This window comes from Pantoea sp. X-Soil-ISGK-285, from assembly GCF_059730815.1.
Genome location: NZ_AP035938.1, coordinates 2,249,002 through 2,269,913, shown reverse-complemented (window position 1 = coordinate 2,269,913; position 20,912 = coordinate 2,249,002). Strand labels below are relative to the sequence as shown.

Genomic DNA, 20,912 nt, shown 5'->3' with positions numbered 1-20,912 from the left:
CGCCTTTTACTTTTTTCATATGTTGTGAAGCAACAGCCTGGTAGGTACGGCAATGTTAAAATTCATCCTGCGTCGCTTGCTTGAAGCGCTACCGACGCTGTTCGTCCTGATTACCATCTCCTTCTTTATGATGCGACTGGCGCCCGGCAGCCCGTTTACCGGCGAGCGCACCCTGGCACCGGAAGTGATGGCCAACATTGAGGCGAAATATCACCTCAACGATCCTATCGGTAAGCAGTATGTCGATTACCTGGTGCAGCTGGCGCACGGCGACTTCGGCCCATCCTTTAAATACAAAGATTATTCGGTCAACTACCTGGTCGCGCATGCGTTCCCGGTCTCGGCCAAACTTGGCCTGGCCGCGTTTCTGCTGGCGGTGGTACTTGGCGTCACGGCCGGAGTTATCGCTGCGCTCAAACAGAACAGCTTGTGGGATTTTGCGGTGATGGGGGTGGCAATGACCGGCGTGGTGATACCCAGCTTCGTGGTCGCGCCGTTGCTGGTTCTGCTGTTCGCCATCACCCTGAAGTGGCTGCCGGGCGGCGGCTGGAACGGCGGGCAGTGGAACTACATGCTGCTGCCGATGGTGGCGCTGTCGCTGGCTTACATCGCCAGTATCGCGCGTATCACCCGTGGATCGATGATTGAAGTGATGCACTCCAACTTTATCCGCACCGCGCGCGCCAAAGGCTTACCGCTGCGCCGCATTGTAATGCGTCATGCGCTGAAACCGGCGCTGCTGCCGGTGATCTCCTATATGGGACCGGCATTTGTGGGCATCATCACCGGGTCGATGGTGATTGAGTCGATCTACGGTCTGCCGGGCATCGGTCAGCTGTTTGTGAACGGCGCGCTGAACCGTGACTACTCACTGGTGATGAGCCTGACCATTCTGGTGGGTTTGCTGACCATCGTATTTAACGCGATTGTTGACGTGCTCTATGCCGTTATCGATCCCAAAATTCGTTACTGATTGCGGAGTTCGCCATGATGTTAAGTAAGAAAAACAGCGAAGCTCTTGATGCGTTCAGTGAGAAGCTGGAAGTAGAAGGGCGTAGTCTCTGGCAGGACGCGCGTCGTCGTTTTATTCATAACCGCGCTGCCTCCATCAGCCTGCTGGTGCTGTTCCTGATCACCCTGTTCGTGATCTTTGCGCCGATGCTGGCGCAGTTCACTTACGACGATACCGACTGGGCTATGATGTCCTCGCCGCCCGATACCACCTCTGGTCACTGGTTCGGCACTGATTCTTCGGGTCGTGACCTGCTGGTACGTGTGGCTATCGGTGGCCGGATCTCGCTGATGGTGGGCGTGGCTTCTGCGCTGATCGCGGTGATTGTCGGGACGCTCTATGGCTCGATTGCTGGCTATCTCGGCGGCAAAACAGACTCGGTGATGATGCGTATTCTGGAAATCCTTAACTCCTTCCCGTTTATGTTCTTCGTGATCCTGCTGGTGACCTTCTTTGGTCGCAATATCCTGCTGATTTTTGCCGCCATCGGCATGGTTTCGTGGCTCGATATGGCGCGTATTGTGCGCGGCCAGACGCTGAGCCTGAAGCGCAAAGAGTTTATCGAAGCGGCCCATGTGGGCGGGGTATCGACCTGGAAAATCGTGGTGCGCCACATCGTGCCGAACGTGCTGGGCGTGGTAGTGGTTTACGCCTCGCTGCTGGTGCCGAGCATGATCCTGTTTGAATCCTTCCTGAGCTTCCTGGGACTGGGTACGCAGGAGCCGCTGAGCAGCTGGGGCGCACTCCTCAGCGACGGGGCAAACTCGATGGAAGTGTCGCCGTGGCTGCTGCTCTATCCGGCAGGCTTCCTGGTGGTCACGCTGTTCTGTTTCAACTTTATCGGCGATGGCCTGCGTGATGCCCTCGACCCGAAAGATCGTTAAGGAGTTTCCCGATGACTATTCATGAATTCCAGCCAGCAATGGCGGCCCGCGCGGGAAGCGAACAGCTACTTACGGTCAAAGATTTACGCGTTACCTTTGGCACGCACGATGGTGATGTTACCGCCGTTAACGACCTGAACTTCTCGCTACGCGCCGGTGAGACGCTGGGCATTGTCGGTGAGTCCGGTTCCGGCAAATCACAAACCGCCTTTGCCCTGATGGGGCTGCTGGCGAAAAATGGCCGCATTGGCGGTTCGGCGATGTTCAATGGCAAAGAGATCCTGAATCTGCCCGAGAACAAGCTCAATAAACTGCGCGCCGAACAGATTGCGATGATTTTCCAGGACCCGATGACCTCGCTGAACCCCTATATGCGGGTGGGCGAGCAGCTGATGGAAGTGCTTAAGCTGCATAAAGGGATGAACAACGCGCAGGCGTTTGAAGAGTCGGTGAGAATGCTGGATGCGGTGAAAATGCCGGAAGCGCGCAAGCGGATGAAGATGTATCCGCATGAGTTCTCCGGCGGCATGCGTCAGCGCGTCATGATCGCCATGGCGCTGCTGTGCCGTCCCAAACTGCTGATTGCCGACGAGCCGACCACTGCGCTGGATGTTACCGTCCAGGCGCAGATTATGACGCTGCTCAACGACCTCAAGCGCGAGTTCAACACCGCCATTATCATGATCACCCACGATCTGGGTGTGGTGGCGGGGATCTGCGACAAAGTGCTGGTGATGTATGCCGGACGCACCATGGAGTATGGCCGTGCCCGCGATGTCTTTTATCAGCCGTCACATCCTTACTCGATTGGTCTGCTTAATGCGGTGCCGCGTCTGGATGCGGAAGGGGAAAGTCTGACGACGATTCCGGGTAATCCACCCAACCTGCTGCGTCTGCCGCAGGGCTGCCCGTTCCAGCCGCGTTGTCCGCACGCTATGGATATCTGCACCCAGGCACCACCGCTGGAACCCTTTGGCGAAGGCCGTCTGCGCGCCTGCTTTAAGCCGGTGGAGGAGTTAGTATGAGCACCGTAGCTGAAAAAAGAGTGTTGCTGGAAATCGCCGACCTCAAGGTGCATTTCGACATCAAAGATGGCAGGCAGTGGTTCTGGCAGCCATCAAAAACCCTGAAAGCAGTCGATGGGGTCAGCCTGCGTCTGTATGAGGGGGAAACCCTGGGCGTGGTAGGCGAGTCTGGCTGTGGTAAATCGACCCTGGCGCGCGCCATTATCGGGCTGGTGAAGGCGACCGAAGGTCGGGTCGCCTGGTTAGGCCGTGATCTGCTGGGGCAAAGTGAAGAGGAGTGGCGCAAGGCGCGAAGCGATATCCAGATGATATTCCAGGATCCGCTGGCGTCGCTGAATCCGCGTATGACCATCGGCGATATCATCGCAGAGCCACTGCGTACCTATCATCCAAAAATGGCGCGTCAGGAAGTGAAAGACCGCGTCAAAAATATGATGATGAAAGTGGGGCTGCTGCCTAACCTGATTAACCGCTATCCGCACGAGTTCTCGGGCGGTCAGTGTCAGCGTATCGGTATCGCCCGCGCGCTGATTCTGGAGCCAAAGCTGATTATCTGTGATGAGCCGGTCTCCGCACTGGACGTCTCAATTCAGGCCCAGGTGGTTAACCTGCTGCAGCAGCTGCAGCGCGAAATGGGCTTATCACTGATCTTCATTGCGCACGATCTGGCGGTGGTGAAACATATCTCTGACCGGGTGCTGGTAATGTATCTGGGGCATGCGGTGGAGCTGGGTACCTACAAAGAGGTCTACAGCAATCCTCAGCATCCTTATACCCGTGCGCTGATGTCCGCGGTGCCGATTCCCGATCCGGACAAGGAGAAGAACAAGCAGATTCAGCTACTGGAAGGGGAGCTGCCGTCGCCGATCAATCCGCCATCAGGCTGCGTGTTCCGCACCCGTTGTCCGATTGCCGGTCCGGAGTGTGCGAAAACCCGGCCGCTGCTGGAAGGCAGCTTCAATCACGCGGTCTCCTGTCTGAAAGTCGACCCGCTATAATGCAAAACGCCGGGCAATCGCCCGGCGTTTTCTTAACAAATCTGACGCTTACTCACGCCACAGGATATGACAGAGTTTGTGGTCTTTCTCGCGGCACAGCAGCACGCGAGCAAAGACGTCGGTGATCGGTTCACCGTCCGCTTCACCCAGCCCAATCACCACCTCGGCGAAGAAGTCCGGGTTCAGATCGAAATCGACATGATCTTTCCAGTCTTCAGAGGGATCGAACAGCTCTGCGCCACCGCGCTCTTCGAACTGCAGATTGAAGAGAATGACGTCTGCCGGATCAAGATTGTCGACTGCCAGTTCGAGAAAAATATCGTAGGCTTGTTCCAGCGTTTCATCTTCGGTAAGGCGATTATTTAAATCCATAGTCTGTCCTGTCGGCCTGCGGCCATTTACACAATCTGGCTCGTTTTACAGTAAAGGACTGAAGAAGTAAAACAGTCGTTCGACGATGCGTTGCCACCAGGCACGTTTTGCCCAGCGCTTGCCATCCAGCAGGCGGGAACGGGCGATATAGTCATCCTGCACACAGGCGAGATCGCTGCCAAAACCCGCATCATCAACCACCAGCGTCACTTCAAAATTCAGCCATAAACTGCGCATATCGAGATTCACGGTTCCCACCAGGCTCAGTTGTCCGTCGACCAGCACGCTTTTGGTATGCAGCAGGCCATCTTCAAACTGATAAATTTTCACGCCCGCTTCCAGCAACTCACTGAAGAAGGAGCGGCTGGCCCAGCCAACCAGCAGCGAGTCATTGTGACGAGGCACAATCACGCTGACATTGACGCCACGCTGCGCCGCCGTACAGATAGCATGCAGCAGATCGTCGCTCGGCACTAAGTAGGGCGTGGTCATGATCAACTGTTCACGCGCCGAATAGACCGCAGTCAGCAGCGCCTGATGGATCATATCTTCCGGGAAGCCGGGGCCGGAGGCGATCACCTGCACGGTGTGGCCGCTCTCCTGTTCAAACGGCATAATGTTGCGATCGGGCGGCGGCGGTAAAATGCGTTTGCCGGTCTCTATCTCCCAGTCGCAGCTGAAAACAATCCCCATCGCCGTCGCCACCGGGCCTTCCATTCGCGCCATCAGGTCAATCCACTGACCGACACCCGCGCTCTGTTTAAAGAAGCGCGGATCGACCAGGTTCATGCTACCGGTATAAGCGATGTAGTTATCAATGAGTACGATTTTGCGGTGCTGACGCAGATCCATCCGTCGCAGGAAGACGCGCAGCAGGCTGACCTGCAACGCTTCCACCACATCGATTCCGGCATTGCGCATCATGCCGACCCAGGGACTGCGGAAAAAGGTAACACTGCCCGCAGAGTCGAGCAGCAGACGGCAATGAACGCCACGGCGTGATGCCGCCATCAGCGATTCCGCCACTTCATCCGCCAGACCGCCGGGATGCCATATATAGAACACCATCTCAATGTTGTGGCGAGCCAGCTGGATATCACGAATCAACGCCTGCATCACGTCGTCGGCGCTGGTGAGCAGCTGCAGCTGGTTGCCCTTAACCCCGGCGATGCCCTGACGATGGTAGCAAAGCTCAAACAGCGAACGCGCAACGTCGCTGTGTTCGGTGGCAAAAATTTCACGGCACTGCTTAAGGTCAGTAAGCCAGCGGGCAGTGGATGGCCACATGGTGCGGGCGCGCTCTGCACGACGTTTACCCAGATGGAGTTCGCCAAAAGAGAGATAAGCGATAATCCCGACCAGCGGCAGAATATAGATAACCAGTAGCCAGGCCATCGCGGATGTCACTGCCCGTCGCTTCATCAACACGCGCAGCGTAACCCCGGCGATCAGCAGCCAGTAACCAAACACCAGCAACCAGCTGATCAGGGTATAAAAAGTGGTCATAAAGTGGACATCCCGTTCGCGCTTTCGTCCGGCAAGTTTACGTGCAGATGACGGCTAACGGAACCCTTTATCCCGGACATCCTCGATGAAGGATCCGATTTGGCATTACCGCAGAGATCTCTATAATGCCCTCGCGTATATCTCGTGTGTATGACGTCAGAGAGGAAGTGATGAAACGAAGCAGAAATGAAGTGGCGCGCTGGAGAATGTTACGGCAGGTGCATCGCCGCCGCTCACGCTGGCTGGAAGGGCAGTCGCGGCGGTATAAGCGTATCCACTGCATTCGCCATCAGCTGGCACAACAGCAGCGTCGTTCGATTATGTTTATTACGCAGATAATATAGCGAAAGCCCGGTGAATTCAGCCTGTCGGACAAAGCAGGCTATTCAGACTTCAAATCAGGCTTCAAAAAAAACCGATTCTGCCATCGCCCGTCGCGCTATCAGGTGCTCCTGATGCGACGCGCCACGATCGCTGACTTCGCGCATCAGACATTCCATTGAGCTGCCCAGCTCAGTCGGCCTGTGGTAACCCACACGATCGTACCATTCGTAAGACCACTGACGCGATTTACGCTGATAATAGACAGTGAGCCACACTGAGCAATTAGCAGGGTAACCACTCATTACTTCTATTTTGGGGTCAACAATAGAAAGGAGCCGGGATAACAGCGGGTCGAGCAATGTAAGGGACTGGCCAGAATAAGTTTTATGCATAATGTGCCCGCGACTGTGCTGTGCATCCATTCAGAGGTTCAACTCACAAGGGGTAAATGTAGACAGCTCTGCGAGATAATTCCTCTTTAATACTAAAAAAAGGACGGAAAGATCATTTTTTAATAGTAAAACAGGTCATGCAGGCGCGGACTAAAGAGGGAATATTAACAGGATAAAAACAGCAGGCTAAAAAGTTGTACAACTTTACAGTGTTGTAATGTGCTGTTATTTATGGGTTTGTTCTCATTAAAACAAGACGATCTGATTTTTTAACCTAAATATCTGTACAGATAGCTCGTTGTTGTATAACTTTATCGCATCGGTTATTAATCTTAAATGAATCCTATGAGGGTCAACCATGCAGACTAACGTTCGTATTCCCGCTTCAGTCTCTGACATCTCCGCGTATTTACACAGCGCCGCGCAGCCCTCACAACAGGCCATTCTTGGCTCCGTCGTGACGGAAATTATCAGTTCGGGTCGTAGTCTGAATCGTAAAGCGATCTGCTCAAAACTGATCGGCCGTTTACAGCATGTCACCAGTCCGGAAGAAGAACAGCACTATCATGCGCTGATTGGCCTGATTCTGGATCGCGGTTAACTCATCGCTGAAAATAGCCAGTGGCGGGATAATAAAGAGAGCGTGTATTACTGAAAGACCAGGCCGGTGTACTGCCGGTTTATTATCAATGTCGTTCAGAACAACGCTTTAATTTATTAAGATCAATTGGTCGCTGCGTTTATTCGCGAGGCAGAATATTCAGACCGGCCGGTTGCTGCGACAGAGAGTGATGTGCTGCTCTGTCGCAATGAAACCTCAGGTCTGATTAACCAGCGAGACGTTGTGTCGTTATCATCAGCGTTACGTTCACCAGCTGCAGTGCCGCCGCCAGCACGATCAGCATGACAATCCACTGCTTTTTATTACGCCAGCCCTGAGTTCGCCAGAGATAAACCGCGCTGCCGATCAGTAAAGCGATAATGGCCAGTAGCCCCAGAATGATTATCTGCATCTTTCCTCTCTTGAACGATCAAAATAAAAATGGCTTCTGTGCCAGGCACAGAAGCCATTTTCAATGCTGAGTCACGATCAGAAGACGCGTTTAAACGGCTTAACCGAAACCTGCTTATAGACGCCCGCGGCGAAGTAGGGATCATCCTGTGCCCAAGATTGTGCTTCTTCTAATGACGGGAATTCAGCAATCACGGTTGAGCCGGTAAAGCCCGCTACACCAGGATCGTTGCTGTCGACAGCAGGCATCGGGCCTGCAATGATCAGGCGTCCCTCTTCCTGCAGCAGTTTGAGCCGTGCCAGATGGGCAGGGCGCACGGCGTTACGTTTTTCCAGTGAATCTGCAGTATCTTCTGCATAAATGACGTAAAGCACTAAGGAACTCCCATTAACCAGAATTTCGCAACACGTTAAGGGATTGCCCCTCAGAGTGCAAACGAAACCTCAGAGTGGTTAATGGCTCAGCATAAAGGGCTAAAAAGCGCTTTTCTTCAGGCGGGATGGCGGGAGTTATTGAAACTGATTGCTATTTGCATTTAAAATCGCTGCTTCATTCAATCACTGCGACTGTTATGACCACGCTGACTATGCCATTACCTAAACGCACGCCTGTCTCCATGTTGTTGTCTGTTGCTTTGCATGGGGCCGTGATAGCCGGAATTCTGTATGCTTCATTCCAGCAGGTGATTGAGGTGCCCAAAGCGTCGCAGCCCATCAGCGTTACCATGGTTGCCCCTGAAGTTCAGCCTGAGCCTGCACCGGCCATCGTGGAGCCGCCTGCGCCACAGCCAGAACCTCAGCCTGAACCTGAACCGGTGCCGGAACCTCAGCCCGTGCCCGAACCGCCGAAAGCGGAGCCGGTGCCGATTCCCAAACCTGAGCCTAAGCCAAAGCCCAAACCGAAACCAGAGCACAAGCGGGAGCAGCCTAAACGCGAGGTGAAGCCGCGTCAGGAGAGCAAACCGCAGGCCGATCCGTTTAAGCAGGAAGCCCCGGCGACGCAGAACAAACCGACCACGGCGCCAAAATCTACGCCGTCACCCACCTCATCGGCCTCAACCGGCCCAAAAGCTCTTACCGTGAGTAAACCTGGTTATCCTCAGCGCGCGCTGGCATTGCGGATAGAAGGACGGGTGCGGGTGAAGTTTGATGTGGATAGTGACGGACGAGTGGATAACATCCAGATCCTCTCTGCTCAGCCGAGCAATATGTTTGAGCGGGGCGTTAAGCAGGCGATGAAAACCTGGCGCTATGAGAAAGGAAAGCCTGGGCAGGGTCTGACCATGAATATCGTGTTTAAGCTTAATGGTGGGGCCAGCATAGAATAAAGCGTCAGGTCAGGCTGAAACAGCCTGACCTGTTTTTCATTCGCCGGGTTGCTGGTTAGCGCGACCGGCTGGCAGAGGACGGGAATTACCCTCATTGTCGACCGCCACATAAATAAACACCGCTTCCGTCGCAATGTAAGTTTGTCCAATCGGCTCAGACGACACTTTTTTGATCCACACTTCCACATTAATCGTCATGGAACTGTTGCCGGTACGAAGACAGCTCGCATGGCAGCTCACCACATCGCCCACCGCGACGGGCTTCATAAATGACATGCCGTCGACGCGAACCGTCACCACGCGTCCTTCAGCGATCTCTTTCGCCAGGATAGCGCCACCCATATCCATCTGTGACATCAGCCAGCCACCAAAAATATCGCCGTTGGCGTTGGTATCTGCTGGCATGGCGAGCGTACGCAGCACCATTTCGCCTTTCGGCAATTTATGTTTTTCGCCCATTGCTTCCACTTCTATGCAGGTGAATGCTAAAAAAATGCCCGGCGGACCGGGCAGATGATTATTTTTGTTCCTGCTGCGGCATCTGTCGCCAGATGTAAAGCCCGCTGAGCAGGGTAAACAGTAAGGTCAGACCGGAGAGACCGAACACTTTAAAGTTAACCCAAAACGCCTGAGATAACCAAAAGGCGACATAGATGTTTACCAGGCCGCAGATAAAGAAGAACAGCGCCCAGGCAACGTTGAGCCTGCGCCAGACCGCGTCGGGCAGCTGCAGCTCTTTGCCCAGCATGCGCTGAATCAGCGTCTGCTCCATAAACCACTGGCTGTAGAGCAGAGCGGCGGCAAACAGGCTGTAGATAACCGTGACTTTCCACTTAATGAACTCATCGTTGTGGAACACCAGCGTCAGGGTGCCAAAAACCGCCACCAGCACAAAGGTGAAAATCGTCATCTTTTCCAGCTTGCGATAGAGCACCCAGCTGACAACCAGCGCCAGACCGGTCGCGACAATCAGCGCGCCCGAGGCGACAAAAATGTCATACAGCTTGTAGAAGATGAAAAAGACCACCAGGGGAAGAAAGTCGAGTAGCTGCTTCATAGTTTTTCCATTCAGAGTTGGCTGCAAATGTGCCCGAAGGCACATCGTCAATCAACGTAACAGCATATAGAGCCGATAAAGATAGATAATCAACATCGCCGAAACCACATTGCCTGCCGCGGTGAAAATCACCGACGAGACATTCAGCGGTAAAACCGTCAGCGAAGAGAAGAACAGCATCACCACCACTTTGGCCAGCAGCCAGAGCAGAATAGCGGGGGCAATCAGCTTCACATTCTTCCACGCCATCCGCATGCTGGCCCGCATGGCGGCAAAGACACCCATCTTCTCACTGGCCACCATCACCGGAGCCAGCGACAGCAGAATCGTCAGCAGAATGCCTGGCACCACCAGCACCATAAAGCCCAGTTGCGCCACCAGCGTCATCAGGAAGGTGAGCAGCAGCAGCTTTGGCAGCAGCGGCGCTGAAGCACCAATCGCCCGCAACGCACTGACACGCTGGCCGGAAGAGACCATCGGGATCAGATAGAGCATTCCGCCAAGCAGCAGCGTGTTCCCCATCAGCGCAGCGAAGGTGCTGGCCGCCGAGGCGCGCAGCAGCACCTGCTGCTGTTCCGGTGACATATTCTGCACCATCTCAAACAGCGAACCGGCGCTATCGTCACCCTGTTGCAGGAGGGCCATCTGATCGGCACCTGGCGTCAGCACATGCACCAGCATGACGGTGATAAAAGCGGCCAGCAGCGACATCAACAGCACCGTAGCCAGTTGATGGCGCGCGAAATTTCCTGTGTCACGGTATAACGAGCTTGCCGTGATAGACATGTACACTCCTTTGAGGAACCGGGTTAATTAACCCGGCGATTGTACATGTTCTGGCAGCTCGCGGGCACCCGCTGTGGCATAACTTTCTGTCATGACAGGTAAAGATGGGGAAAAAAGGGCGGGAAGACCATACCGGGCGCGGGCGCGATCGCAGGCTTCATTGTGGATACCCGCTTCGCCCGACATCGAAAATTCCCGACAGGGCGTCGGACGTTGTTCGTAAATTCCGCAGGAGACACAGCCGCCAATGTCGCCTTCAAGGGCAACGCAGCGCGGCGCGCGATCGTTCGTTCCACGCATATTGCGCATTAACAGGCTGAGCGGTTCGGTTAATGCGGTCGGCACCGGGCCGCCGGCATCATCGGCTTCGGCCCAGTAAAATGAGACGCGGAAATGGGCGCAGCAGGCGCCACAGCTGACACAAGGGTTAGTTATTTCACTCATTTGATCACCCGCCCCTCCCAGGGCATCGAACCAAAATCACCAGAGAAGATAAGCAAAATAGGCCTGGCGAAATTATTCAGCAAGGGGAATTTTGCTGCGCCAGCCCGAGCCGAAATTGATCTAAATCAATTCATTGTTTTTTAAGTAATTTATGTGAAGGGTACAGAGTGCAATTTTCTGTAAATCACGTTAAATATTTGCCAGCAAAAAGCGATGACGTTCGCGACATTAACATTAAGCAAAGGAGTGATGATGAAACTGGCAAAATGCGCGATGCTGCTGGCTCTGGCTTTCCCTCAGCTGTCGATGGCCCACGAAGCAGGCGACTTCTTTATGCGTGCCGGTAGTGCCACCGTCCGGCCCACCGAAGGTTCCGATAATGTGTTAGGGATGGGCGAGTTCAGCGCATCCAACGACACGCAGCTGGGCCTGACCTTTACTTACATGGCAACGGACAACATTGGTGTCGAATTACTGGCCGCCACACCGTTCCGTCACAAGGTGGGCCTGGGCCCGACCGGAACACTGGCAACGGTACGCCAGTTACCGCCTACGCTGATGGCGCAGTACTACTTCTTTGACAGCAAGAGCAAAGCGCGTCCTTACGTTGGCGTAGGTATCAACTACACCACCTTTTACGATGCCGATTTCAACCAGACGGGCCGCGATGCGGGCCTGACCGATCTCAGCGTGAAGGATTCCTGGGGTGTGGCGGGTCAGGTCGGTCTGGATTATCAGATTAACCGTGACTGGATGCTGAATGCGTCGGTGTGGTACATGGATATTGATACGGAAGTGAAGTTTAAAGCGGGTGGCGAGCAGCAGAATATCAATATGCGCATCGATCCCTGGGTCTTCTTCTTCGGAGCGGGTTACCGTTTCTGAGGATAAAGATAATAAAAAAGCCGCTGAATCAGCGGCCTTTTTTTGTCTGTTAAGACGTTATTTGATCTGCATATTGTTAACAACGGACTTCACGCCCGCCACGCTGCGCGTAACCTGAACGGCACGGTTAGCCATCTGTGGTGATGAAACAAAACCGCTCAGCTGAACTTTACCTTTGAAGGTTTCTACGTTGATTTCAGTTGATTTCAGCGAGTCATCTTTCAGCAGTTCACCTTTAACTTTTGTGGTCACCACGGTGTCATCAATATAGCCACCGGTTCCCTCTTTGGTTGCGGTTGGCGCACAGGCGCTCAGTGTCAGCGCAACCACGCCCGCCAGTACAGCACCTGTCAGCAGTTTAACGAATTTCATTGCTTTCTCTCCCTGTCACAAAATGGATGCGACGTTACCGTAACGGCGCATTGTCATTGTGGTGCAGATTTTGCAAAAAGGGCAAATGGGGGAATGAAAAAAAAGGAAACAAATCATGCCTTATCGCGCGATAAGGCATGCTGGCAGGATTAACGGCTGGCGGCTTTAAGACGGCTGACAAAGTTCTTCAGCTCGCTCAGCATCACCTCAGGCTCTGAATGATGTTTTTCGATGATTCTGACAATCGCAGAGCCGGAGATCGCGCCCGCAGCGCCCGCGGCGATCGCTTCCTTAACCTGTTCAGGCTCAGAGATACCAAAGCCCTGCAGCGGCGGGGCTGCATGGTATTCACGCAGCTTGTCGATCAGATGCTGCAACGGCAGGCTGGCGCGGTTTTCAGCACCGGTCACGCCCGCGCGCGACAGCAGGTAGGTGTAACCCCGTCCGTGTGAAGCGATCTCGCGCAGCAGCTCATCGCTGGCGTTAGGCGGACAGATGAAGATGGGTGCTATGCCATGACGCAGCGCCGCCTGACGGAAGGGCGCGGACTCTTCAACGGGCACATCCGCCACCAGCACCGAATCCACACCCGCCTCTGCACAACGGGCATAGAACTCATCCACACCGTTGGTGAAGACCAGATTGGCGTACATCAGCAATCCAATCGGCAGATCCGGATACTTACGGCGGATAGTGGCCAGCATTTCAAAGCATTGGCTGGTGTTGGTGCCCGCCGCAAAGGCGCGTAACGTCGCATTCTGGATGGTCGGGCCATCTGCAAGGGGATCGGAAAAGGGAATACCCAGCTCCAGTGCATCCGCGCCTCCTTCAACCAGGGCATCAATCACACGCAGTGAAAGCTCCGGTGACGGATCGCCCAGCGTAACAAAAGGAACGAAAGCCCCTTCGTTATTCGCTGACAGACGCGTAAACAGTTGATTGTAACGTTCCATCAGATTTCTCCCTGCGCTGTCAAAATGTCATGAACGGTGAAAATATCTTTGTCGCCGCGGCCAGAGAGGTTGACCACAATCAACTGCTCTTTTTCCGGCTCGGCCTGAATCATCTTCATGGCGTGCGCCAGGGCGTGGGATGACTCCAGCGCCGGAATGATACCTTCATCGCGACAGAGCTGTTTAAAGGCGGCCAGCGCTTCGTTATCGGTGATGGAGACATATTCCGCACGACCAATGCTGTTCAGGTGCGCATGCTGCGGGCCTACAGACGGGAAGTCGAGGCCGGCAGAGATCGAGTAAGACTCCTCAATCTGGCCATCATGGGTCTGCATCATCGGCGATTTCATACCGAAGTAGATGCCGACGCGACCGTGCTTGAGCGGCGCGCCATGCTCGCCGGTCTCAATGCCGTGGCCCGCAGGCTCTACGCCGATCAGCTTCACGCTGGTCTCATCGATAAAGTCGGCAAACATGCCGATGGCGTTGGAGCCGCCGCCCACACAGGCGAGGATCGCATCGGGCAGACGACCCTCTCTTTCCAGAATCTGCTTTTTAGTCTCTTCGCCAATCATGCGCTGGAACTCACGCACAATCGTCGGGAAGGGATGCGGACCCGCTGCGGTGCCGAGCATATAGTGTGATGTCTCGTAGCTGCCAGACCAGTCGCGCAGTGCTTCATTACAGGCATCTTTCAGCGTGGCGGAGCCGCTGTGCACCGGGATCACTTCTGCGCCCATCAGACGCATACGGAAGACGTTGGGTGACTGACGCTCCACATCTTTTGCGCCCATATAGATGCGGCATTTCATGCCCAGCAGCGCACAGGCCAGCGCTGAAGCTACGCCGTGCTGACCCGCACCGGTTTCGGCAATAATTTCGTTTTTGCCCATGCGTTTGGCTAACAACGCCTGACCCAGCACCTGGTTGGTCTTGTGCGCGCCACCGTGCAGCAGATCTTCACGCTTAAGATAGAGGCGGGTTTTGGTGCCTTTAGTCAGGTTTTTGCACAGCGTCAGGGCGGTAGGCCGACCCGCATAGTTCTTCAGCAGGTCGGTAAACTCGGCCTGAAACTCAGGATCTTTCTGGGCGTCGACAAACGCCTGTTCCAGCTGGCGCAGGGCTGGCATCAGGATTTGCGGAACATACATTCCGCCAAATTCGCCAAAGTAGGGATTAAGTAACGTCATTTTTTATCTTCCTTTCTCGGGCCCGCCGTTGAGCAGGCCAGGCAAATCAGTAGGCTCGCAGTGTCTGAAACACAGCGGCAATTTTACGGGCATCTTTGATGCCAGGCGCGCTTTCCACGCCAGAGTTGAAGTCCAGTCCGGCACAGCCGAGCTGCGCGGCTTCAACACAGTTATCCGCGCTCAGGCCACCGGCCAGCAGCACGTTGTTGAGCGTCTGCCCCTGCAACAGCGACCAGTCGAAACGCTGTCCGGTTCCGCCGTCGCCATTATCAAACACATAACGGTCAATATGAGGCCAGTCGCGCGCCGGTAAGGTGCCTTCAATGCGCAGCGCCTTCCAGATTTGAATCTCAGCTGGCAGAGCCGCACGCAGTTCAGCCACAAACGCCGGCGTCTCGTTACCATGCAGCTGCACCGCAGAGAGTGAAAGCGCACCGGCTTGCGTGACAATGTCACTCATAGCGGCATTGCGGAACACGCCGACGTAGCGCAGCGGCGCCGCAGCGATCACGGTCTGCGCCGTAGCGGTGTCAATCTGGCGTGGGGAACCTTCCGCGAAGATCAGACCACCATAGATTGCCCCGGCTTCATAGGCGGCGCGCGCATCTTCGGCACGGGTCAGGCCGCACACTTTATTGCTGCCCAGCGTGACCCGACGCACCGCTGCGGTCAGGTCGGCTTCTTCCATCAGTGCAGAACCAATCAGGAAGCCGTTGGCAAAATGGCTCAGCTCGCGAATATCGGCATAGCTGTTAATGCCTGATTCGCTGATTACTGTGACGCCGTGTGACAGACGCGGTGCCAGCTGCCGGGTGCGGTTAAGATCGATAGAGAGGTCACGCAGATCGCGGTTGTTGATACCCACAACTTTGGCCTGCAGCGCGATAGCCCGCTCCAGTTCCTCTTCATTACTCACTTCAGTCAGAATGCCCATCTTCAGGCTGTGCGCCACGGCGGCCAGCTGACGATACTGCTCATCATCCAGCACTGACAGCATCAGCAGAATCGCATCCGCCTGGTAGTAACGGGCCAGATAGATCTGATAAGGGTCGATGATAAAATCTTTGCACAGCACCGGCTGGGTGATGGCCGCGCTGACAATCGGCAGAAAGGCGAAGTCGCCCTGAAAATATTTCTCATCGGTCAGTACTGACACCGCGGAAGCGTAGTGGCGGTAGACCCCGGCAATGGCGGCTGGATCGAAATCCTCGCGAATAATGCCTTTCGAAGGAGAGGCCTTTTTACACTCCAGGATAAACGCGGTTCTTGCACCCTGCAGCGCGTCGTAGAAATGACGGCTGGCAGGTTCAATGCTGTTCTGAAAGGTTGAGAGAGGCTGCTGCTGCTGACGGGCTTCAACCCAAATCGCTTTGTCCTGAACAATTTTTTCTAACACGGTGCCTTTCATGATTATCCTCTTGCTGCCAGTGCGACAACACGCTCATAAGCCTGTCCGCTGCGGATGGCGTTAAGCGCCTGCTGTGCGTTTTCACGCAGATCTTCCTGACCGAATACTTTAAGCAACATCGCCACGTTGACGGCGACGGCCTCCTCATGGGCCTGCTGGCCATTACCCTGGAGTAAAGAGGTCAGAATGTCACGATTTTCTTCCGGCGTGCCGCCCGCCAGCGCCTCTTTGGGATGGAAGCCAAAACCAAAGTCCTCTGGCGAGAGCTGATAGCGCGTAATTTCACCTTCACGCAGTTCGGCCACATGGGTTACATCGTGCAGCGCCACCTCATCCATTCCGCCACCGTGAACCACCGCCGCGCGCTGATAACCCAGCACTTTCAGCGTCTGAGCAATCGGCATCACCAGTTCCGGGCTGTAAACACCAATCACTGCCAGTGGCGGGCGTGCCGGGTTGATCAGCGGGCCCAGCACGTTAAACAGCGTACGGGTCTTAAGCTGCTGGCGGACCGGCATCGCGTGGCGAAAACCGGTGTGATACTGCGGCGCAAACAGGAAGCAGACATTCAGATCGTCCAGCGCCTGGCGCGCCCGGTCAGCGGGCATATCGAGATTGATGCCAAAGGCGGCCAGCAGATCGGAGGAGCCCGATTTGCTGGAGACGCTGCGGTTGCCGTGCTTCGCCACTTTCAGACCGCAGGTCGCGGCGACAAAGGCGCTGGCAGTCGAAATATTAATGCTGTTACTGCCGTCGCCGCCGGTGCCCACAATGTCGGCAAACGCATAATCAGGGCGGGGAAAAGGTTTGGCATCTTCCAACAGTGCGGTGGCGGCTCCGGCGATCTCTTCCGGCGTTTCACCGCGCACCTTCATGGCGATCAGCGCGGCAGCGAGCTGCGTTGGCTCCAGCTGTCCGGTAATGATGGCGCTGAACAGCTGGTGACTCTCAGCCTGATTCAGCGTCTGCGCCTGGTAAAGTTTTTCCAGTGTCTGTTGCATGTTTATTCTCCCTGTTACTTTGCCAGCGCCCAGGCCAGCGTCTGCTCAAGCAGGCGCGCGCCCTGAGAAGTCAAAATCGATTCAGGATGGAACTGAAACCCGCATACGCGATCGGTTTCATGGCGAACGGCCATCACCATCCCGTTGTAACTGGCGTTCACCGTCAGCTCTTCCGGCGTGTTGCTGCCCACCAGCGAGTGATAGCGCGCCACCGGCAGCGGATTGCTCAGACCGGCAAACATCGCCTCGCCGTCATGGTCGATTGAAGAGGCTTTGCCGTGCAGGATCTCGCCTGCCTGGCCCACATGGCCGCCATAGGCTTCGACAATCGCCTGGTGACCCAGACAGATACCGATAATTGGCAGACGACCACGCAGCACCCGCAGCAGCTCCGGCATACAGCCAGCATCTTTTGGCGCGCCGGGACCGGGAGAGAGCATCAGCACCGGGTTCTCCATCCGCTGCAGCTGTTCAATAAGCAGTTCGGCAGGTAGATTGTTGCGGTAAATCACCACGTTGTGACCAAAGGTCCGCAGCTGATCAACCAGGTTATAGGTAAAAGAGTCGATGTTATCGAGCAGCAGAATATCGGCCATCAGAAGATCTCCTTGCAGTGATGGGCAGTCGCGATAGCGCGCAGTACGGCGCGCGCTTTGTTGCGGCTTTCATCAGCTTCAGCCTGCGGATTAGAATCCAGCACCACACCGGCGCCCGCCTGAACGGTGGCGACGCCATCTTCTACATAGGCGGAGCGGATAACGATACAGGTATCGAGATCGCCCTGGGCGGTGAAGTAGCCCACCGCGCCGCCGTAGCTGCCGCGACGGGTGCGTTCAGCCCCGGCAATCAACTGCATGGCGCGAACTTTTGGTGCTCCGCTCAGCGTGCCCATGTTCATACAGGCACGATACGCGTGCAGCACATCGAGATCCGCGCGCAGCGTACCCACCACGCGGGAAACCAGATGCATCACAAACGAGTAGCGGTCGACTTTGGTCAGGTCAGCCACGTAACGGCTGCCGGGCACGCAGATACGTGCCAGATCGTTACGCGCCAGATCCACCAGCATCAGATGCTCAGCCAGCTCTTTATGGTCGGTACGCATCTCCAGCTCAATGCGGCTGTCGAGATCGCGGTCCAGTGAGCCATCAGCATGGCGGCCACGCGGGCGGGTACCGGCAATCGGGTAGATCTCAATCTGACGGGAGGTGGCGTCATACTTCAGCGAACTCTCCGGCGACGCGCCAAACAGGGAGAAATCCTGATCCTGCATGAAAAACATATAGGGGCTGGGATTGCTGTTTTTCAGTGTCTCATAAGCAGCCAGCGGCGACGGGCACGGCAGCGAGAAGCGACGTGACGGCACGACCTGGAAAATTTCGCCGATGCGAACCGCCTGTTGAAGTGTGCGTACTACGTCGCAATACTCTTCATCACTCTGGCTGGTGGTCAGCGTCATCTGTTCTACCGGCTGGACCGGCAGAGCCGGTGCCGGTTGCAGCATCTGGCCGTGCAACTGCTCGATGCGGCGCTGCAGGCGCTGGAACTCGCTGGTGGACGGGCAGAACAGGCTGGCCTGCAGACGCGCACTGGGGGTCTGGTGATCGATCACCAGTAAGGTTTCTGCCAGGTAAAAACAGTAGTCGGGGCAGCGTTGCTGATTATCCAGCTCCGGCAGGGTTTCAAAACCGGCAACCAGATCATAAGCAAACAGGCCACCCAGCAGCACGGCTTCGCGCTCATCGGCAGGGGAGTTGACCAGTTGTGGAATCAGACGCAAAGCATCAAACACCGACAGGGCCTTGAGGCGGGAATCTTCATCCTGCTGATGGTCGGTGCTTTGCGGAAAAGTCAGCTCGCGTCCATCGGGACGAACCTGATTGCTGACCGACGCAGGCAGGGCCTCATCCAGCAGCGGCAGCAGGGCGCGGCCATTTTCTGACAACGCCTGAACGGTGACATTGTTGCCCATTGCGCTGACGCGCAGCGCGCTGTCGACAATCAGCAGGCTTTTTAAGTTGCGCTTGCTGTCGATGTCAGCGGATTCAAGCAGCAGGGTTGCCGGACGTGCGCCGCACAGCTGGTGAAACACTGCGGCCGGATCTTCGCGGTAGGGTGCGGTGCCGGTAATCAACTTCACTGTAGGTTTCGCATTTGGCATGATGATTTCTCTGAATTTCGCTCAAAAAAAAGCCCGCTCGGTGGCGGGCTCAGGTATTAGCACAGCGTTTACGCAAAGTGTGCACGACCCTGTCGCCCGTTTTCGGGAACATTGCGCCAACCGTTTAAATGCGTGATTACAACAGCCATGATTGAATACCCGTTACGTGTGAACTTGTGTACTAGTTAACGGGTTCAGAGCGGAAATGTCAATACACTTTTTCACTGACCGTGAAAATCGTTATCATGCTGGCCGGTTTAGTTTTTGCAGGAGTTCTCTTGAGCGATATCGCCCGTTTCCCGGTTTATGATTTACACAGCCACACGCGTGCCTCCGATGGCTTACTGACGCCAGCCGCCCTGGTGCAGCGAGCGGTTGAGATGCGCGTCGGCGTACTGGCGATCACCGATCACGACAGCGTTGCAGGGGTTGATGAAGCGCAGCAAACGGCAATCGATTACGATTTACCGATAAAAGTGCTGGCGGGCGCAGAAATCTCCACCCTGTGGGAAAACCATGAGATTCACATCGTGGGACTGAACATTGATATCCGCCATCCGGCGATGGTGGCGTTTCTGGCCGGACAACATGCCTGTCGGCAAGCACGTGCAGAAGAGATTGGTGAGCGACTGGCGAAGGCACGTATCCCGGATGCGCTGGCGGGAGCCACGCGACTGGCTGATGGCGGCATCATTACCCGCGGTCACTTTGCCCGCTTCCTGATTGAGCAGGGTAAAGCAGAGAATATGGCGCAGGTGTTCAAAAATTATCTGGCGCGTGGCAAAACCGGTTACGTGCCGCCACAATGGTGTACAATTAAACAAGCTATTGATGCTATTCATCATTCTGGTGGCTGCGCCGTGCTGGCGCATCCTGGCCGTTACGGTTTATCGGCAAAGTGGCTCAAACGGCTGGTCGCCCATTTCCGCGAAGCGGGCGGTGATGCGATGGAAGTCGCGCAGTGCCAGCAGCCGCCTAATGAGCGCACGACGCTGGCGCAATACGCCAGAGATAATGAACTGGCCGCATCACAAGGTTCTGATTTTCATCAACCCTGTCCGTGGATTGAACTGGGCCGCAAACTCTGGCTGCCCGCGGCGGTTGAGCCGGTCTGGGAACGCTTCCCGGATCTGGCTCCCAGCCTGGCAATCACGGAAAGGTGACACGAGGTTTCTATGAGTCAATTGTTTCATATTCATCCGGACAACCCGCAGCCCCGCCTGATTAATCAGGCGGTTGACTACCTGAACAAAGGCAGCGTCATTGTTTATCCAACCGATTCCGGCTATGCGCTGGGCTGTCGGCTGGAGGAGAAGGGCGCGATGGAGCGTATCTGTCGTATCCGTCAGCTCGACGGGCACCACAACTTTACCCTGATGTGCCGGGATCTCTCTGAGCTGTCGGTCTATTCGCAGGTGGGCAACTCAGCGTTTCGCCTGCTGAAAAACAACACGCCAGGCAACTACACCTTTATTCTCAAGGCGACCAAAGAGGTGCCGCGCCGCCTGATGAATGAAAAACGTAAGACCATTGGTCTGCGCGTGCCCTCTAATCCCGTGGCGCTGGCGCTGCTGGAAGCACTGAATCAGCCGATGATGTCGACCTCATTAATTCTGCCGGGCAACGATTTCACCGAGTCCGATCCGGAAGAGATCCAGCACAGCATCGGCAAGCTGGTCGATCTGATTATCGACGGCGGCACGCTGGGCCAGCAGCCGACCACGGTGGTCGATCTGACCACCGATGCGCCGGAAATTGTGCGTGAAGGGGTGGGCGATACCCGCCCGTTCCTGTAAGCCCTC

24 protein-coding genes, 1 pseudogene and 1 other annotated feature are annotated in these 20,912 nt (G+C 55.5%); of the genes and pseudogenes, 10 read left to right on the top strand and 15 right to left on the bottom strand.

Going from position 1 to position 20,912, the window contains the following annotated elements; all coding sequences use genetic code 11:
• Positions 1 to 52 precede the first annotated feature (52 nt).
• From oppB to oppF, 4 genes are read left to right on the top strand one after another with little or no spacing between them, the layout of a single operon-like run.
• Entirely contained in the window at positions 53 to 973 is a 921-nt protein-coding gene (oppB, locus tag AC6I8B_RS10865; RefSeq protein ID WP_010244379.1) for an oligopeptide ABC transporter permease OppB, read from the top strand.
• A gap of 14 nt (positions 974 to 987) precedes the next feature.
• The gene (gene oppC / locus AC6I8B_RS10860) at positions 988 to 1,896 is read left to right on the top strand and encodes an oligopeptide ABC transporter permease OppC (protein ID WP_010244382.1); all 909 of its coding nucleotides are present in this window, start codon (positions 988 to 990) and stop codon (positions 1,894 to 1,896) included.
• Between the two features lie 11 nt (positions 1,897 to 1,907).
• Positions 1,908 to 2,921: an ABC transporter ATP-binding protein gene (locus AC6I8B_RS10855; RefSeq protein ID WP_010244386.1), complete on the top strand. Its 1,014-nt coding sequence runs from the start codon at positions 1,908 to 1,910 to the stop codon at positions 2,919 to 2,921.
• On the top strand, positions 2,918 to 3,919 hold the full coding sequence (oppF, locus tag AC6I8B_RS10850) for a murein tripeptide/oligopeptide ABC transporter ATP binding protein OppF (RefSeq protein WP_010244389.1): 1,002 nt from the start codon (positions 2,918 to 2,920) through the stop codon (positions 3,917 to 3,919). The genes AC6I8B_RS10855 and oppF overlap by 4 nt, the downstream gene beginning before the upstream one ends.
• A gap of 48 nt (positions 3,920 to 3,967) precedes the next feature.
• On the opposite strand, the gene AC6I8B_RS10845 is transcribed toward oppF, so the two are convergent.
• Positions 3,968 to 4,291, bottom strand: a complete 324-nt coding sequence (locus tag AC6I8B_RS10845) for an HI1450 family dsDNA-mimic protein (RefSeq protein ID WP_003853921.1) — start codon at positions 4,289 to 4,291, stop codon at positions 3,968 to 3,970.
• Between the two features lie 45 nt (positions 4,292 to 4,336).
• Positions 4,337 to 5,797: a cardiolipin synthase gene (gene cls / locus AC6I8B_RS10840; RefSeq protein ID WP_010244396.1), complete on the bottom strand. Its 1,461-nt coding sequence runs from the start codon at positions 5,795 to 5,797 to the stop codon at positions 4,337 to 4,339.
• Between the two features lie 170 nt (positions 5,798 to 5,967).
• Between cls and AC6I8B_RS10835 the strand changes: the two genes are divergently transcribed.
• Positions 5,968 to 6,141, top strand: coding sequence for a YciY family protein (locus tag AC6I8B_RS10835; protein WP_497817432.1), 174 nt, complete (start codon positions 5,968 to 5,970; stop codon positions 6,139 to 6,141).
• 54 nt (positions 6,142 to 6,195) lie between these two features.
• Here the strand turns inward: AC6I8B_RS10835 and AC6I8B_RS10830 are convergent, their stop codons facing one another.
• Positions 6,196 to 6,423, bottom strand: coding sequence for a hypothetical protein (locus AC6I8B_RS10830; RefSeq protein ID WP_228312651.1), 228 nt, complete (start codon positions 6,421 to 6,423; stop codon positions 6,196 to 6,198).
• 448 nt (positions 6,424 to 6,871) lie between these two features.
• On the opposite strand from AC6I8B_RS10830, the gene ycgZ reads away from it, so the two are divergent.
• A complete protein-coding gene (ycgZ, locus tag AC6I8B_RS10825; RefSeq protein ID WP_010244401.1) occupies positions 6,872 to 7,114 on the top strand; it encodes a regulatory protein YcgZ in 243 nt (80 codons plus the stop codon).
• A gap of 226 nt (positions 7,115 to 7,340) precedes the next feature.
• Here ycgZ and AC6I8B_RS10820 read toward each other — a convergent pair whose 3' ends face one another.
• Complete coding sequence (locus AC6I8B_RS10820) at positions 7,341 to 7,526, bottom strand: hypothetical protein (protein WP_187511963.1); 186 nt, start codon at positions 7,524 to 7,526, stop codon at positions 7,341 to 7,343.
• Positions 7,527 to 7,603: 77 nt separating this feature from the next.
• The gene (locus tag AC6I8B_RS10815; RefSeq protein ID WP_010244407.1) at positions 7,604 to 7,900 is read right to left on the bottom strand and encodes a YciI family protein; all 297 of its coding nucleotides are present in this window, start codon (positions 7,898 to 7,900) and stop codon (positions 7,604 to 7,606) included.
• A gap of 197 nt (positions 7,901 to 8,097) precedes the next feature.
• Between AC6I8B_RS10815 and tonB the strand changes: the two genes are divergently transcribed.
• The gene (gene tonB / locus AC6I8B_RS10810) at positions 8,098 to 8,853 is read left to right on the top strand and encodes a TonB system transport protein TonB (protein ID WP_497817431.1); all 756 of its coding nucleotides are present in this window, start codon (positions 8,098 to 8,100) and stop codon (positions 8,851 to 8,853) included.
• 36 nt (positions 8,854 to 8,889) lie between these two features.
• Here the strand turns inward: tonB and yciA are convergent, their stop codons facing one another.
• Genes yciA through AC6I8B_RS10790 form a run of 4 tightly spaced genes read right to left on the bottom strand, consistent with a single transcriptional unit; the run spans position 8,890 to position 11,140 of the window.
• Positions 8,890 to 9,312 (bottom strand): acyl-CoA thioester hydrolase YciA, encoded by a 423-nt coding sequence (gene yciA, locus AC6I8B_RS10805; RefSeq protein ID WP_010670258.1) that lies wholly within the window; start codon positions 9,310 to 9,312, stop codon positions 8,890 to 8,892.
• A gap of 58 nt (positions 9,313 to 9,370) precedes the next feature.
• Positions 9,371 to 9,910 (bottom strand): septation protein A, encoded by a 540-nt coding sequence (locus AC6I8B_RS10800; RefSeq protein WP_010244416.1) that lies wholly within the window; start codon positions 9,908 to 9,910, stop codon positions 9,371 to 9,373.
• Positions 9,911 to 9,961: 51 nt separating this feature from the next.
• Positions 9,962 to 10,696, bottom strand: coding sequence for a YciC family protein (locus AC6I8B_RS10795; RefSeq protein ID WP_010244420.1), 735 nt, complete (start codon positions 10,694 to 10,696; stop codon positions 9,962 to 9,964).
• A 27-nt stretch (positions 10,697 to 10,723) separates the two neighbouring features.
• Positions 10,724 to 11,140, bottom strand: coding sequence for a YkgJ family cysteine cluster protein (locus tag AC6I8B_RS10790; RefSeq protein WP_187506979.1), 417 nt, complete (start codon positions 11,138 to 11,140; stop codon positions 10,724 to 10,726).
• Between the two features lie 249 nt (positions 11,141 to 11,389).
• Between AC6I8B_RS10790 and ompW the strand changes: the two genes are divergently transcribed.
• Positions 11,390 to 12,025, top strand: a complete 636-nt coding sequence (ompW, locus tag AC6I8B_RS10785; RefSeq protein ID WP_029519099.1) for an outer membrane protein OmpW — start codon at positions 11,390 to 11,392, stop codon at positions 12,023 to 12,025.
• A gap of 57 nt (positions 12,026 to 12,082) precedes the next feature.
• Here the strand turns inward: ompW and AC6I8B_RS10780 are convergent, their stop codons facing one another.
• The 6 genes and pseudogenes from AC6I8B_RS10780 to AC6I8B_RS10755 form a co-directional block, all read right to left on the bottom strand.
• Positions 12,083 to 12,397, bottom strand: a complete 315-nt coding sequence (locus AC6I8B_RS10780; RefSeq protein ID WP_010244430.1) for a BON domain-containing protein — start codon at positions 12,395 to 12,397, stop codon at positions 12,083 to 12,085.
• A 149-nt stretch (positions 12,398 to 12,546) separates the two neighbouring features.
• The gene (gene trpA, locus AC6I8B_RS10775; protein ID WP_010244433.1) at positions 12,547 to 13,350 is read right to left on the bottom strand and encodes a tryptophan synthase subunit alpha; all 804 of its coding nucleotides are present in this window, start codon (positions 13,348 to 13,350) and stop codon (positions 12,547 to 12,549) included.
• A complete protein-coding gene (gene trpB / locus AC6I8B_RS10770) occupies positions 13,350 to 14,540 on the bottom strand; it encodes a tryptophan synthase subunit beta (RefSeq protein ID WP_010244436.1) in 1,191 nt (396 codons plus the stop codon). The genes trpA and trpB overlap by 1 nt, the downstream gene beginning before the upstream one ends.
• A 46-nt stretch (positions 14,541 to 14,586) precedes the next feature.
• Positions 14,587 to 15,948, bottom strand: coding sequence for a bifunctional indole-3-glycerol-phosphate synthase TrpC/phosphoribosylanthranilate isomerase TrpF (trpCF, locus tag AC6I8B_RS10765; protein WP_157352313.1), 1,362 nt, complete (start codon positions 15,946 to 15,948; stop codon positions 14,587 to 14,589).
• Positions 15,949 to 15,950: 2 nt separating this feature from the next.
• A pseudogene (trpD, locus tag AC6I8B_RS10760) lies at positions 15,951 to 17,545 on the bottom strand (bifunctional anthranilate synthase glutamate amidotransferase component TrpG/anthranilate phosphoribosyltransferase TrpD).
• Positions 17,545 to 19,110, bottom strand: a complete 1,566-nt coding sequence (locus AC6I8B_RS10755; protein ID WP_157352307.1) for an anthranilate synthase component 1 — start codon at positions 19,108 to 19,110, stop codon at positions 17,545 to 17,547. The pseudogene trpD and the gene AC6I8B_RS10755 overlap by 1 nt, the downstream one beginning before the upstream one ends.
• A 23-nt stretch (positions 19,111 to 19,133) precedes the next feature.
• Positions 19,134 to 19,235 (bottom strand) — a sequence feature (Trp leader region).
• Positions 19,236 to 19,388: 153 nt separating this feature from the next.
• Here AC6I8B_RS10755 and rnm point away from each other — a divergent pair.
• Both rnm and AC6I8B_RS10745 read left to right on the top strand, forming a co-directional pair.
• Complete coding sequence (gene rnm / locus AC6I8B_RS10750; protein ID WP_033757849.1) at positions 19,389 to 20,273, top strand: RNase RNM; 885 nt, start codon at positions 19,389 to 19,391, stop codon at positions 20,271 to 20,273.
• Positions 20,274 to 20,285: 12 nt separating this feature from the next.
• Positions 20,286 to 20,906: an L-threonylcarbamoyladenylate synthase gene (locus AC6I8B_RS10745; protein WP_003853883.1), complete on the top strand. Its 621-nt coding sequence runs from the start codon at positions 20,286 to 20,288 to the stop codon at positions 20,904 to 20,906.
• Positions 20,907 to 20,912 lie beyond the last annotated feature (6 nt).

Bases quoted from the DNA above. Each gene is read 5' to 3' on its own strand.
- AC6I8B_RS10855 (WP_010244386.1), top strand. From the start codon at position 1,908: ATGACTATTCATGAATTCCAGCCAGCAATGGCGGCCCGCGCGGGAAGC.
- AC6I8B_RS10755 (WP_157352307.1), bottom strand. From the start codon at position 19,110: ATGCCAAATGCGAAACCTACAGTGAAGTTGATTACCGGCACCGCACCC.
- cls (WP_010244396.1), bottom strand. From the start codon at position 5,797: ATGACCACTTTTTATACCCTGATCAGCTGGTTGCTGGTGTTTGGTTAC.
- tonB (WP_497817431.1), top strand. From the start codon at position 8,098: ATGACCACGCTGACTATGCCATTACCTAAACGCACGCCTGTCTCCATG.
- AC6I8B_RS10845 (WP_003853921.1), bottom strand. From the start codon at position 4,291: ATGGATTTAAATAATCGCCTTACCGAAGATGAAACGCTGGAACAAGCC.
- ompW (WP_029519099.1), top strand. From the start codon at position 11,390: ATGATGAAACTGGCAAAATGCGCGATGCTGCTGGCTCTGGCTTTCCCT.
- AC6I8B_RS10820 (WP_187511963.1), bottom strand. From the start codon at position 7,526: ATGCAGATAATCATTCTGGGGCTACTGGCCATTATCGCTTTACTGATC.
- oppB (WP_010244379.1), top strand. From the start codon at position 53: ATGTTAAAATTCATCCTGCGTCGCTTGCTTGAAGCGCTACCGACGCTG.
- ycgZ (WP_010244401.1), top strand. From the start codon at position 6,872: ATGCAGACTAACGTTCGTATTCCCGCTTCAGTCTCTGACATCTCCGCG.
- AC6I8B_RS10795 (WP_010244420.1), bottom strand. From the start codon at position 10,696: ATGTCTATCACGGCAAGCTCGTTATACCGTGACACAGGAAATTTCGCG.
- AC6I8B_RS10800 (WP_010244416.1), bottom strand. From the start codon at position 9,910: ATGAAGCAGCTACTCGACTTTCTTCCCCTGGTGGTCTTTTTCATCTTC.
- AC6I8B_RS10790 (WP_187506979.1), bottom strand. From the start codon at position 11,140: ATGAGTGAAATAACTAACCCTTGTGTCAGCTGTGGCGCCTGCTGCGCC.
- AC6I8B_RS10835 (WP_497817432.1), top strand. From the start codon at position 5,968: ATGAAACGAAGCAGAAATGAAGTGGCGCGCTGGAGAATGTTACGGCAG.
- AC6I8B_RS10780 (WP_010244430.1), bottom strand. From the start codon at position 12,397: ATGAAATTCGTTAAACTGCTGACAGGTGCTGTACTGGCGGGCGTGGTT.
- oppF (WP_010244389.1), top strand. From the start codon at position 2,918: ATGAGCACCGTAGCTGAAAAAAGAGTGTTGCTGGAAATCGCCGACCTC.
- oppC (WP_010244382.1), top strand. From the start codon at position 988: ATGATGTTAAGTAAGAAAAACAGCGAAGCTCTTGATGCGTTCAGTGAG.
- trpA (WP_010244433.1), bottom strand. From the start codon at position 13,350: ATGGAACGTTACAATCAACTGTTTACGCGTCTGTCAGCGAATAACGAA.
- trpB (WP_010244436.1), bottom strand. From the start codon at position 14,540: ATGACGTTACTTAATCCCTACTTTGGCGAATTTGGCGGAATGTATGTT.
- yciA (WP_010670258.1), bottom strand. From the start codon at position 9,312: ATGGGCGAAAAACATAAATTGCCGAAAGGCGAAATGGTGCTGCGTACG.
- AC6I8B_RS10745 (WP_003853883.1), top strand. From the start codon at position 20,286: ATGAGTCAATTGTTTCATATTCATCCGGACAACCCGCAGCCCCGCCTG.
- trpCF (WP_157352313.1), bottom strand. From the start codon at position 15,948: ATGAAAGGCACCGTGTTAGAAAAAATTGTTCAGGACAAAGCGATTTGG.
- AC6I8B_RS10830 (WP_228312651.1), bottom strand. From the start codon at position 6,423: ATGAGTGGTTACCCTGCTAATTGCTCAGTGTGGCTCACTGTCTATTAT.